The organism is Flavobacterium solisilvae, assembly GCF_012911605.1.
Classification (GTDB): domain Bacteria; phylum Bacteroidota; class Bacteroidia; order Flavobacteriales; family Flavobacteriaceae; genus Flavobacterium; species Flavobacterium solisilvae.
Genome location: NZ_JAAMPT010000205.1, coordinates 82733 through 95124 on the forward strand (window position 1 = coordinate 82733; position 12392 = coordinate 95124).

Sequence of the window (12392 nt, forward strand, 5' to 3'; positions counted from 1 at the left end):
TTATTTTTTATTAATTTCATGTGCGTATAAAACAGTTCCTGATTCATTAATCAGATGAACTAACATTTTTTCTGTGTTTACAGAAAAAGTCATAAATCCTGGAATTGAAATGGCATAAATTGTACCTTCTCTGTTCCCTGTTGGTCTAACTTCACTTCCAGCTCCTGATAGAAATTGAGTAGTGTAACAATTTTTCGATTTTATGATTTGTAAATCGTGTTCGTGTCCACACAAATAGGCATCTACTTTATATTCATTAAATATAGGTGTTAACAAGTTTTCTATGTCTTTAGTATCTTGACTTTTAAGTCTTTTTCCGCCTGAATACATAGGATGATGTCCTACAACTATCTTCCATGTTATAGCTTCGTCTTTTTTACTTAAAGTTTCTATAAGCCATTTCTTTTGGGCTATAGTGTCTTGTTTTTTTACGTTTTGTCCTTTTTCGTCATTATTTTCATAATAACTCTTTATAAAAGGATTTGTATCAATAAAAATTAACTGTAGTTTTTTACCTCCTTTTAATTCAATTATTTGTTCAAAATATTGACTCGGCATGTGCCATCTTCTACTAACATTAGAATAGTCAATTTGCGCTTGTATATTTCCTGAATAATCATGATTTCCTAGTCCTAAATACCAATCACATTGCAAATCAAAATGATGATATACATTCTCAAATGATTTTTCAAAATGCGGATCTTGAGTGCTTTGGACTCCGTATGGATAGAAATTATCTCCAACTGAAATTACAAAATCTAAATCTATTTCAATAGCGGTTTTAGCCATTTGGTTTGCAACTTCTTTTTGGTTGTATTCTCCAAACCTTCCAAAATCTCCTAAGACAATAAAGTTTTCACTGTCCTTTAGTGTTTTTTGAGAGTTTTTTTGTGCATTTGTAATTTGTATGTTTAGTAATAGTACAAATAGGTATATGAAATGTTTCATGATTGAAAATTATTTTTTATATAGGTATAAATTAGTTATAAATTAAAAATCAAATTTTAATCCAAGATTAAAGCGAGCTTGATAATACTCCATTTGCATTGTTCTTGCCGCAACCCCTTGATAATAGCGTAAAGGTTGGTTTGTTAAATTATTTGCTTCGGCAAACACTCTTAATTTAGACGTGAATTTATAGGATGCATTTGCGTCTATAAAAGTTTGTTTGTCATAAAATCTATCATCAAAAGAATCACCACCAAGTTCATCTAAATAGTCTGCAGCATAATTTAATGAAATACGAGCAGAGAATTTTTTATTTTCCCACGAAAGCGAACTGTTAAACATGTGAGGAGCTGTTCCTGGTAAAGTTACATCCTTTCTTTCTTCTCCATCTGCATTTGTAATTCCTTTTGCTTCAGAATCTGTAAAAGTATAATTTAAGTATACACCTAATCCTTTAAAGAATTTTCCAGGTATAAAATCTAGTTGTCTTTGCACCGCAACTTCAAATCCATATACACTAACATTTTCTCCATTTCGTTCTTGTGTTAAAGACCAGTTACCTGGATTCACTGCAGGTATTGGATTCGCTAAGTTAGGGAAATCTTGACTAAACTTTGCATTTGTATATTGATTATCACGGTAAGTGTAAATGAAGTCATTCAATTTTTTATAAAACACACCACCAGATAATAAGCCAACTGATTTGTAATATTTTTCTAGCATTAAATCAAAATTGTATGCATAAGTAGCTTTTAAGTTTGGATTACCAGCTTCAATTGCAGAATCATCATCAGGAATAACACTTAAGAATGGAGATAAGGCATAGTAGTTTGGTCTTGCTATAGATGTGGTAAATGCAGCTCTATAAACCCAATCTTTTTCACTATTGTATTTAAATGCAATACTTGGTAAAACATTAGTATAAGAGTTCGTGTTATTTATTTCTCCTACTAAGTCTTCTTCATCTTCAATATAATTAGCTGTGTAATCAATAAAAGTATTTTCTAATCTTAAACCTGCAATCATAGAAAGTTTATCATTAAAATCCTGATCAAATCTAACATATCCAGCATATATATTTTCTTTTGCTTTGTAATTTAATGCTAAATATTCAGATGGAATATCCTCTTTATTAAAAAGTGCTGCGTTATTAAGATCTAAGTTACCTAAAAAAGAATTACTTGCGAAAGTTCCCGGTACATATTGAGAACCTGCTTGCCAATTTTCTCCACTATAAAATGAAGTTTGTAACGTATTAAGATTTCCAAAATCTACAATTGGCTCATATTCGAAAAAATTATTGTTTCTAAATTTATCTTTTATTCTTAATCTTGCCCCAAAACGAATTCTACCTTTTTGATTTTCAATAATTGAAAAAGGAACTCTAAAATTAATTTTCGCACCAAATTCACTTTCTTCAGTATAATCATTGTTTTCGGATAATGTTCTAAATTCAAAGTCTTCTGCTGAATTATCTCCTATTCCAGTTATTAATGGAAATCTTGGGTTATTTAAATTCATGTCTAAATCAAGATCTCTATTTTGAAACTCGATATAACGTTCATTTGGTCTATCTTCACTAGCTTCTGCATAGTTTACAGACCAATCCATATCTAATTTAGGACTTAATAAATGTTCGCCTCCAATAGAATAATTTTGAACTTTTTGTCTTTCTAAACGCGCGTTTTTATTTTTTTTGTTATCAATACCTCCTTTTGTTTGTCTTCTTACGTCTCCCTCAAACCCAATAATGTTATCATTTACATCATAAATTGGATCTATGCCTCTGTATCTTGCGCGATAACGATTTTCTCTGTCATCTCTTATGTTGTACATTGCATTAAAATAAATGCTATTGTTATTGTTAAACTTGTAATCTGTTGCAAATGCAAATGAATTTCGAATTCTTTGTACATCATATTTTCTAACATCATATTCTTCGATATACACGTTATCAAAATCATCTTTAACCCAAATAGCTTCTACATTGTCAGATCCGAAAATATTATTAAAGTATGAAGCACTAAATACAACTCCTAATTTGTTTTCCAAATATCTATTTCCATATACAAAACCTGCAGTATAATTTCCTTTTTCACGAATTGGTCCATAACCACCCGCAAGTGTAGCAGAAATTCTTTCGCCATTTGGAGTTGCTCTTGTTATTAAATTTACAGATCCACCAATTGCATCTGCATCCATATCTGAAGTTAAAGTTTTATTTACTTCAATTGTTGAAATCATATCTGCTGGAATTAAATCCATTTGAACATTTCTATTGTCTCCTTCAGCAGATGGAATTCTATCTCCATTCAAGGTAACAGAGTTTAAGTTAGGAGCTAAACCTCTTATGATTATATTTCTAGCTTCACCTTGATCATTCTGCATGGTGATACCTTGAACTCTTTTAAGTGCATCTCCAATATTTGCGTCTGGGAAACGACCAGTTTGGTCAGATGAAATAACATTTGTAATATTTTGATTGCTTTTTTGTTTATTTAAAGCTTTTGCTTGCCCTCTTATACGGTCTCCAATAACAACTACATTTTCAAGTTCATTTGAAGCCGTAATTAACACAAATTTTATGTTTGTGTTTTTGCCTGCTCCCACTTTTACTTCTTGGGTTTGTTTTTCATAACCAATATAAGTAATCTCAACTTGGTAGTTACCCTCAGGAATATTTAAAAATTCAAATTCACCATTTTGATTTGAATATGTGTATTTATTTATGCCCTCTAATTTAATTGTAGCTCCAGGTAGTGAAAAGTTAGTTTCAGCTTCAGTAATTTTTCCTGATATAATTCCTGTTTTTTGTGCATTAGCAATCTGGTTAGATGCAAAAACAAGAATTATTAATAATACAAATTTTTTCATTTTCTTTTGGTTTAGATTTTAAACCGCAATACTATATGATAATTTCTTCTTATATGTTACCGTTTAATTACTATAGATTTACTTTTTTGTTATTGAATATTGGTATGTGTTAATAATGTGTTAATAAAAAAAAACTCCGGTAATCAGCCGGAGTTTCAATCATCAATCAAAAAACGAACAGTTAATCAGACTGTTGTTGCGTTTATAGGCTTAGCCTAAATAAGTTTTCAAGATTTTACTTCTTGAAGTATGTTTTAATCTGCGGATTGCTTTTTCTTTAATTTGACGAACACGTTCGCGAGTTAAGTCAAAAGTTTCTCCAATTTCTTCTAATGTCATTGGATGTTGATCACCTAAACCAAAGTACAAACGAACTACGTCAGCTTCTCTTGGTGTAAGAGTTTCTAATGAACGCTCAATTTCTGTACGTAATGATTCGTGAATCAATTCTCTGTCAGGATTTGGCGATTCGCCAGAACGTAAAACGTCATAAAGGTTAGAATCTTCTCCTTCAACAAGTGGTGCATCCATTGATAAATGACGACCAGAATTTTTCATAGATTCTTTTACGTCATTAACCGTCATGTCAAGTTCTTTTGCAATTTCTTCAGCACTTGGTGGACGTTCGTTAGATTGCTCTAATAAAGCGTACATCTTGTTGATTTTATTAATAGAACCAATTTTGTTTAATGGTAAACGAACGATACGGGATTGTTCTGCCAAAGCTTGCAAAATCGATTGACGAATCCACCAAACAGCATACGAAATAAATTTAAAACCACGAGTTTCGTCAAAACGTTGAGCTGCTTTAATCAAACCTAAGTTTCCTTCATTAATCAAATCGGGAAGTGTTAAACCTTGATTTTGGTATTGTTTTGCTACCGAAACTACGAAACGTAAATTAGCTTTTGTTAATTTTTCCAAAGCGCGTTGATCTCCAGCTTTGATTCGTTGCGCCAATTCTACTTCTTCATCGGCAGTAATAAGGTCAACTTTTCCAATTTCTTGAAGGTATTTATCTAAAGATGCGGTTTCACGATTGGTAACCTGCTTGGTGATTTTAAGCTGTCTCATGTATATTTTCTCCTTTACTTAAAGTGTTCAGGTTGTTATACGTGTTAGGTTTCAAAAAAGTTACAATTTAATAAAAAAAGTTTTTAAAACTCAAAACCCCAACTTAAGAAATTGAGTTGGGGTTTTTTATGGATAAGAGATTTGATTACTTAGAGAGTTTTCGCATATTCTCCATCTTTTGGTTTTAGGTCGCCAGTTATAATTCTTATAAAATCAATTAAAGTCCAAATTCCTAAACCACCTAATGTTAAAATTTGAACAATTCCTTGCCACGTATAACCTAAGTAAAATCTGTGAATTCCAATAATTCCAACAAAAAAGCAAATTAATAAAGCTGCAAGTTGACTTTTACCACCTGAAGCTGCTGCTGGTGATGACATGGTTTCTTTTTGTTTAACTTCTTTTGAAACAGAATTGTTGATTACAACTGTTTTTTCAACAGGAAAAGAAGCATAAGCAGGAGAAAAAGATAACACAAACAGTGTTAGTAGCGATAAGAATAATTTTAATTTCATAAATTATATGTTTTATATTTGCTCAAATATATATAAATTTATTTATGAAAAAAATATTTTTTTTATTTTTAATAATAAGTAATATCTGTAATTCTCAGCAAAATTATGAGTTTTTCGGTGCTTTAAAATTAAATGGAAATGTAAAAGAGGTAATAACATATAGAATAGTTTTTACAGAAATTAATGGTAATATAAATGGATTTTCTATTACTGATTTAGGGGGAAATCATGAGACGAAAAATAAAATTGCTGGAAGTTATAATAAAAAGACTAAAGAAATAAAATTCAAAGAAGAAGATATTCTTTATACGAAGTCAGCATTGAGTGATAATGTTTTTTGTTTTGTGAATTTTTCTGGAAAAGTAAAGTTGGTAGATAGTAATAATAAAATCGAAGGAAGTTTTAAGGGTTTTTTTAAAAATAAGACTAACTGCATTGATGGTACATTAGTTTTAGTTGGAGTTGCTAAAATTGAAAAAAAGCTCTTTAAGTTAAGTAATAAAGTTCAAAAATCTAAAAATATTGATAAAAACATTAAGGAGAAAGTAAATCCAGTTGCTTTATTAGATAGTTTAAAGGTTAATAGTTTGACAAAAAATCAAAATTTGAATGTATTTATTCAGTCTGACGAGATCGAAATTCAAGTTTGGGATGCGAAAATTGAAGATGGAGATAGAATTGATTTATTTCATAATGGTAGAAGAATACTTGATAATTATGTGGTTGTAAACAAGAAAAAAACATTAAAGGTTAAGCTTGTCGAAGATAAAAATCAATTTAGAATTGAGGCAATTAATGAAGGTGAAAGAGTTTTGAATACTGCAATGATAAGGATAATTGATGGTGATAGGAATTTTGATTTGACTTCTAATTTGAAAAAAGGGGAGAAAGCATCAATAACAATTGTTAAGAATTGAAACTTAAAAACTCCAACTTAATTTCTCAAGCTATTTTTTTAAATTATTATGAGTATATCGATTCTCGTAAAGGAAAATACATATACGAATGTGGTGTTTTTTATATTTGAAACCTATAACGTGTATAATAAATTGGTTTTTTTATACTCGAAATAGAAAACATGTATAAATAAGTCGTATTTTTATACATGAAATAGTAACCTGTATAAGAAAGGTAGTTTTTTTATACACGGATTAAAGTTAATAAATATGAATACTGATTTTGTTGTATTTCCATTACCGCCAATTTATGATGTAGAAAATGTAAAAATTTTAAAAGCATTAAATGTTGCAAGTAGAGCTTTGGGTGAGTTGAGAGGAGAAATAAAAAAAATACCTAATTCACAAATATTGATTGATACAATTTCGTTGCAAGAAGCAAAAGATAGTAATGAAGTTGAAAACATTGTGACTACAGATGATGAGTTGTATCAATCTTCAATAGAGTATGAGAATGTTTCACAAGCAGCCAAAGAAGCTCAAAATTATGCAAAAGCATTAAAGTTAGGATTCGCGATGGTTAAAGAGAAAGGGGTTTTGACTATTAATGACATCAAGAAAATACAAGAAATTGTTTCGCCTAATCATCCAGTAAGAAAAGTGCCAGGTACGGTTTTGAAAAACCCAAAAACTCAAGAAGTTGTTTTTACACCACCACAAAATTATAGAGAGATTGTTGAGTTGCTTTCTAATTTGGAAATTTACATTAACAACGATGAGTTTCATGAAATAGATGGTTTAATTAAAATGCCTATTGTGCATTATCAGTTTGAAAGCATTCATCCGTTTTATGATGGAAATGGAAGAACAGGTAGAATATTAAATATGTTGTTTTTAGTTCATCAAAAATTATTAGATATTCCTGTTCTTTATTTGAGTAGTTATATTATCAAAAATAAAGCTGATTACTACAGATTATTACAAGAAGTTCGAACTGAAAACAAATGGGAAGAATGGATTTTATGGATGTTGAAAGGAGTTGAATTGACAGCAAAGGATACTATTGTAGTTGTAAATAACATTAAAAATTTAATGGATGATTATAAAATAAAAATTAGAAGTAATCATAAATTTTATAGCCATGACTTAATAAATACAATTTTTAAACATCCATATACTAAATATGAATTTTTGGAACGAGAACTTAAAATTCATCGTCATACTGCAAGAGCTTATTTAAATGCTTTGGCTGATGATGAGAATAAATTTTTAACCAAAGTCAAAATAGGAAAAAGTAATTATTTTATAAATGAAAAATTATTACAAGTACTAAAAAATAGATAATACCAAAAACCCCAACTTAATTTCTCAAGTTGGGGTTTTTTATGAATTAATATTTTTGAGTATTAACCTTTTGGAGCTTCTTTTTTCTCTTCTCTTGGTGGACGAGGTAAAAGGGCTTTTTTAGAAACTTTTTCTTTTCTGGTTTTTGGATCAATACCTAAATATTTTACCATAAACACATCGCCCATTTTTACAACATCAGCCACATTTTCAGTTCTTTCCCAAGCTAGTTCAGAAACGTGTAATAAAACTTCATTTCCTGGAGCTTTTGTATATTCTACAACAGCACCAAAATCAAGCATTTTAATTACTTTTACTTCATAAGCTTCGCCAACTTCTGGTTTGAAAATGATAGAATCAATTTTAGCTAAAACAGTTGCAATTCCTTCTGGACTTGTTCCAAGGATTTCAACAACACCTTGCTCATCAACTTCGTTGATTACAATTGTTGTTCCTGTAGCTTTTTGTAATTCTTGAATTACTTTTCCACCTGGACCAATTAACGCGCCAATATATTGACCAGGAATTGTTCTCATGATGATTTTTGGAGCGTGAGCTTTAACTTCTTCTCTTGGAGTTGCAATGGTTTCAGTGATTTTTCCTAAAATGTGCATTCTTCCATCACGAGCTTGGTCTAATGCTTGTTCCATAATGTCATAACGTAAACCATCAATTTTGATGTCCATTTGACAAGCAGTAATTCCATCAGCAGTTCCAGTTACTTTGAAATCCATATCACCTAAATGATCTTCATCTCCTAAAATATCGGATAGAACTGCAAATTTTTGACCATCAGTAATTAATCCCATAGCAATTCCAGAAACTGGTTTTGTCATTTGAACTCCAGCATCCATCAACGCCATTGTTCCAGCGCAAACCGTTGCCATAGAAGATGAACCATTCGATTCTAATACTTCAGAAACTACACGAATTGTATAAGGACAATCAGCAGGAATCATGTTTTTCAAAGCGCGTTGTGCCAAGTTTCCGTGACCAACTTCTCTACGTGAAGTTCCTCTTAAAGGTTTTGCTTCACCAGTTGAAAATGGTGGGAAATTATAATGTAAGTAGAATTTTTCTTCTCCTTGTTCGCTAGGCGAGTCAATTTGATTTGCTTCTCTAGTTGTTCCTAAAGTTACGGTTGCCAAAGCTTGAGTTTCTCCACGAGTAAATAATGATGAACCGTGAACTCTTGGTAAATAATCTGTTTCACACCAAATTGGTCTGATTTCGGTAGTTTTTCTACCATCAAGGCGAATTCCTTTTTCAAGGATTACGTTTCTAACGGCTTCTTTTTGTGTTTTGTAGTTGTATTTACCGACTAATTCAGCTAAATCAGCGTTTTCAGCATATTCTTCTTCAGTAAATAAAGTTTTTACTTCTTCTTTTACTGCTGCAAATTTTTCACCTCTTTCGCTTTTCGCAGAAGCTTCTTGTGCAATAGCATAATATTTTTCATAAGATGCTGCTTTTACTTTTGCATAAACAGCTTCGTCTTCTTTTTCGCCTTCATATTCTCTGTAAGCTGGCGAACCAATCGCAGCTCTTAATCTTTCTTGCGCTTGGATTTGAACTTTGATAGCTTCGTGAGCAAATTTAATGGCTTCAACCATTTCTGCTTCTGAGATTTCTTTCATTTCTCCTTCAACCATTGCAACAGAATCCATTGAAGCTCCAATCATCATGTCGATGTCAGATTGTTCTAACTCTGTTCTGCTTGGATTGATTACAAATTTTCCGTCGATACGTGCAACACGAACTTCTGAAATTAAATTGTAAAAAGGAATGTCTGAAACAGCTAATGCTGCCGATGCTGCTAAACCTGCTAATGCATCTGGCATAACGTTTTCGTCATGAGACATTAATTGAATCATCACTTGCGTTTCTGCATGGTAATCATCTGGGAAAAGCGGACGCAAAACACGGTCAACTAATCGCATAGTTAGTACTTCGCTGTCGCTTGGACGCGCTTCTCTTTTGAAAAATCCTCCAGGAAAACGTCCTGCAGCTGCAAATTTTTCACGGTAATCTACCGTTAAAGGTAAAAAATCAACACCAGGATTTGATGTTCTTGCTGATACTGCTGTTGCTAATAACATTGTGTCGCCACAACGTACTACTACAGAACCATCGGCTTGTTTTGCTAATTTACCTGTCTCGATTGTGATGCTTCTTCCATCACCTAAATCGATTGTTTCTTGGGTTACTTTTGGAATCATAAAAATTAATTCGTTTAAACTATTAGGTTAGTTGTGTTGTTGTTGTGTGTGCTAGTAGTTGTTTGTAACCCAATGAAAAACCGAAACTTTCTTCTTTATTTTTAAAACAAAAAGAGGCGCGAAAGCACCTCTTTATATGTATTATTTTCTAATACCTAATTCTTTGATAATCTCACGATATCTGTTGATATCTTTTTTCTTTAAATAGTCAAGAAGACTTCTTCTTTTACCTACCAAAAGAACTAATGAACGCTCAGTGTTGTAATCGTGACGATTTCTTTTCAAGTGCTCAGTAAGGTGAGAGATTCTGAATGTAAACAACGCGATTTGACCTTCTGCCGAACCAGTGTTTTCTGCTTTTCCTCCGTGTTTAGCGAAGATTTCTGCTTTTGTTTCTTTACTTAAATACATTCCAATATTTATTTAAATGATTATTATGTATGAATGGAGATTTTCTCAATTCGAGTGCAAAGGTAAAAATAATTGTGAATTGTGAATTATAAATTCTAAATTATTTTTAAAATAATTTTGCAACTTCTTGATTTATAAACTCTAAAAATCGCTCATCAGCTTCAGTGAAAGGATCAAGGACATGACTGTCAATGTCGATTTGACCAATGTTTTTTCCATTAACAAAAAGCGGAACTACAATTTCCGACTTTACGGTAAAGCTGCATGCGATATAATTGTCTTGTGCAGCAACATCGGGAACAACAAAATTGGCATTCGATTCAGCTACTTGTCCACAAATTCCTTTTCCAAATGGAATTACAGTATGATCGGTTTCGGCGCCAACATAAGGTCCAAGATGCAAGGTTTTAGCTTCGTGATTGGCAAAATAAAAACCAACCCAATTATAATAATCCACATTGTCTGATAGGAATTGACAAAGATTTTTCAGTTTCAAATCTCTTTCTAAATTGGTTTCAGAAAGTATAGCGATTACTTGAGGTTTTAGATTTTCAAAATTCATTTTCAATTTTTTTATGCAAAAGTAATGACTGTGCTTTTTTTATTTTATATAAATTTGTTAAAAATTATCTTTTGAAAAATACCATTCAGCAATACAAACCATTTCTACTGTTTTTAGGAAAATTTGCTTTTACTTATTTGCTTCTTACTTTTATGTACCAAAGTTATTTAGGTCAGTTTGATGTAAAAAAAGCGGAAACAGATGGTTTTACTAAAATTGTAGCCAGTCAAACGGAGTTTCTTTTGCAATTGGTTGACGACAATTCTTATACAATGCCACATTTGCAAGAACCAAGCGTGAAATTGATTTATCACGGAAAATATATCGCCAGAATTGTTGAAGGTTGCAACGCCGTTAGCGTGATGATTTTGTTTATTGCTTTTGTGGTTGCTTTTACCGGAAAATTAAAAAATACTATTCTTTTTATTCTTTTTGGACTTATTGTGATCCATATTTTGAACATTTTTAGAATTGCGCTTTTAAGTATTGCTTTATATCATTTCCCAAAATCAGAACATCTACTTCATGGCGTAGTTTTTCCATTATTTATTTATGGTGTTGTGTTTTTTCTTTGGGTAATTTGGGTTAATAAATATTCGTCTTATGCTTCAACAACTCCTTCAAAATAAAAAAAAAGTAGCTCAAATTTCTTTTTTAATTCTCCTATTAATTTTAATTAGAGCTTTTGAAAACACTATTTTTTATGATCCGTTTTTAAATTATTTTAAAAGCGAATATGCCAATTTGCCTTTTCCTGAAATAAGCGTAGTCAAGCTGTTTTTGAGTTTAGGATTTCGGTTTTATCTAAATTCGGTAATTTCATTATTTCTTTTGTACGTAATATTTAATGATGGAAAAATGGTTAAGTTTTCCATATTGTTGTACATGATTTTAGGTTCAATATTGATGATTAGCTTCTTTTTTGTGCTCAATTTTTTTGGCGAAGAAAGTAAAATGACCTTATTCTACATCCGGAGATTTATTATTCAACCGATATTTATTTTGCTTTTTATTCCAGCATTTTATTATCAAAAACAAATAAGAAAATCTTAAGAGTTTGTATTCTTAACTTTTATTACCTTTGCGCTATGATTTTCAAGAAACAACTAAGTATTTTAATTGCGTTTTTCGTTTTGGTTTCCAATTCGGGATTGGCATTTAATGTGCATTTTTGTGAAGGGAAAATTGCTTCTATATCATCTGTTTTTTCTGATGCTGAAGTTTGCGCAATGCCAATTGAAGTTGAAAAAACCTGTTGTGCAAAAGCTGAATCAACACATGAAAAATGTTGCTCTGACAAGGAAGTTAATCTAAAAAATAAAACAGAAAAAATCATTATCAAAACAATTGCTTTTGATATGAATACTGTTCTTTATTTCAACGAATACAAAACACTTCAATTTGGTTTTTATCAAGACCAATTTCAAACTCCAATTGTAGCTTATTATTGCGATGCCAATGCGCCGCCATTATACAAGTTATACAGCCAATTTATTTACTACGCTTGATTTAATTATTTGATTTTCAATATTTTTTGAATTTTTAATAA

Annotated in this window: 12 protein-coding genes; 5 read left to right on the plus strand and 7 right to left on the minus strand. The window is 31.0% G+C overall.

The annotated features are described in order from the left end of the window. From G6042_RS07150 to G6042_RS07165, 4 genes are all read right to left on the minus strand, one after another. Complete coding sequence (locus G6042_RS07150; protein WP_169523619.1) at positions 1 to 948, minus strand: metallophosphoesterase; 948 nt, start codon at positions 946 to 948, stop codon at positions 1 to 3. 42 nt (positions 949 to 990) lie between these two features. Beyond that, positions 991 to 3822, minus strand: coding sequence for a TonB-dependent receptor (locus tag G6042_RS07155; RefSeq protein ID WP_169523620.1), 2832 nt, complete (start codon positions 3820 to 3822; stop codon positions 991 to 993). Between the two features lie 210 nt (positions 3823 to 4032). Further along, a complete protein-coding gene (locus G6042_RS07160; protein ID WP_007804760.1) occupies positions 4033 to 4896 on the minus strand; it encodes a sigma-70 family RNA polymerase sigma factor in 864 nt (287 codons plus the stop codon). Positions 4897 to 5045: 149 nt separating this feature from the next. Further along, entirely contained in the window at positions 5046 to 5411 is a 366-nt protein-coding gene (locus G6042_RS07165) for a TM2 domain-containing protein (protein WP_169523621.1), read from the minus strand. 44 nt (positions 5412 to 5455) lie between these two features. On the opposite strand from G6042_RS07165, the gene G6042_RS07170 reads away from it, so the two are divergent. After that, the gene (locus G6042_RS07170) at positions 5456 to 6328 is read left to right on the plus strand and encodes a hypothetical protein (protein ID WP_169523622.1); all 873 of its coding nucleotides are present in this window, start codon (positions 5456 to 5458) and stop codon (positions 6326 to 6328) included. A gap of 249 nt (positions 6329 to 6577) precedes the next feature. Then, on the plus strand, positions 6578 to 7651 hold the full coding sequence (locus G6042_RS07175) for a Fic family protein (protein WP_169523623.1): 1074 nt from the start codon (positions 6578 to 6580) through the stop codon (positions 7649 to 7651). Positions 7652 to 7713: 62 nt separating this feature from the next. Here G6042_RS07175 and G6042_RS07180 read toward each other — a convergent pair whose 3' ends face one another. The 3 genes from G6042_RS07180 to G6042_RS07190 form a co-directional block, all read right to left on the minus strand. Next, complete coding sequence (locus G6042_RS07180; protein WP_169523624.1) at positions 7714 to 9870, minus strand: polyribonucleotide nucleotidyltransferase; 2157 nt, start codon at positions 9868 to 9870, stop codon at positions 7714 to 7716. 141 nt (positions 9871 to 10011) lie between these two features. After that, the gene (gene rpsO, locus G6042_RS07185; RefSeq protein WP_169523625.1) at positions 10012 to 10281 is read right to left on the minus strand and encodes a 30S ribosomal protein S15; all 270 of its coding nucleotides are present in this window, start codon (positions 10279 to 10281) and stop codon (positions 10012 to 10014) included. A gap of 106 nt (positions 10282 to 10387) precedes the next feature. Then, complete coding sequence (locus G6042_RS07190) at positions 10388 to 10843, minus strand: GAF domain-containing protein (RefSeq protein ID WP_169523626.1); 456 nt, start codon at positions 10841 to 10843, stop codon at positions 10388 to 10390. Between the two features lie 71 nt (positions 10844 to 10914). Between G6042_RS07190 and xrtF the strand changes: the two genes are divergently transcribed. Genes xrtF through G6042_RS07205 form a run of 3 tightly spaced genes read left to right on the plus strand, consistent with a single transcriptional unit; the run spans position 10915 to position 12351 of the window. Further along, on the plus strand, positions 10915 to 11472 hold the full coding sequence (xrtF, locus tag G6042_RS07195) for an exosortase family protein XrtF (RefSeq protein ID WP_169523627.1): 558 nt from the start codon (positions 10915 to 10917) through the stop codon (positions 11470 to 11472). Then, a complete protein-coding gene (locus G6042_RS07200) occupies positions 11447 to 11896 on the plus strand; it encodes an exosortase F system-associated membrane protein (protein WP_169523628.1) in 450 nt (149 codons plus the stop codon). The genes xrtF and G6042_RS07200 overlap by 26 nt, the downstream gene beginning before the upstream one ends. 35 nt (positions 11897 to 11931) lie before the next feature. Further along, entirely contained in the window at positions 11932 to 12351 is a 420-nt protein-coding gene (locus G6042_RS07205) for an HYC_CC_PP family protein (protein WP_169523629.1), read from the plus strand. Positions 12352 to 12392 lie beyond the last annotated feature (41 nt).

Bases quoted from the DNA above. Each gene is read 5' to 3' on its own strand.
- G6042_RS07180 (WP_169523624.1), bottom strand. From the start codon at position 9,870: ATGATTCCAAAAGTAACCCAAGAAACAATCGATTTAGGTGATGGAAGA.
- G6042_RS07165 (WP_169523621.1), bottom strand. From the start codon at position 5,411: ATGAAATTAAAATTATTCTTATCGCTACTAACACTGTTTGTGTTATCT.
- G6042_RS07155 (WP_169523620.1), bottom strand. From the start codon at position 3,822: ATGAAAAAATTTGTATTATTAATAATTCTTGTTTTTGCATCTAACCAG.
- rpsO (WP_169523625.1), bottom strand. From the start codon at position 10,281: ATGTATTTAAGTAAAGAAACAAAAGCAGAAATCTTCGCTAAACACGGA.
- G6042_RS07200 (WP_169523628.1), top strand. From the start codon at position 11,447: ATGCTTCAACAACTCCTTCAAAATAAAAAAAAAGTAGCTCAAATTTCT.
- G6042_RS07190 (WP_169523626.1), bottom strand. From the start codon at position 10,843: ATGAATTTTGAAAATCTAAAACCTCAAGTAATCGCTATACTTTCTGAA.
- G6042_RS07170 (WP_169523622.1), top strand. From the start codon at position 5,456: ATGAAAAAAATATTTTTTTTATTTTTAATAATAAGTAATATCTGTAAT.
- G6042_RS07160 (WP_007804760.1), bottom strand. From the start codon at position 4,896: ATGAGACAGCTTAAAATCACCAAGCAGGTTACCAATCGTGAAACCGCA.
- G6042_RS07205 (WP_169523629.1), top strand. From the start codon at position 11,932: ATGATTTTCAAGAAACAACTAAGTATTTTAATTGCGTTTTTCGTTTTG.
- G6042_RS07150 (WP_169523619.1), bottom strand. From the start codon at position 948: ATGAAACATTTCATATACCTATTTGTACTATTACTAAACATACAAATT.
- G6042_RS07175 (WP_169523623.1), top strand. From the start codon at position 6,578: ATGAATACTGATTTTGTTGTATTTCCATTACCGCCAATTTATGATGTA.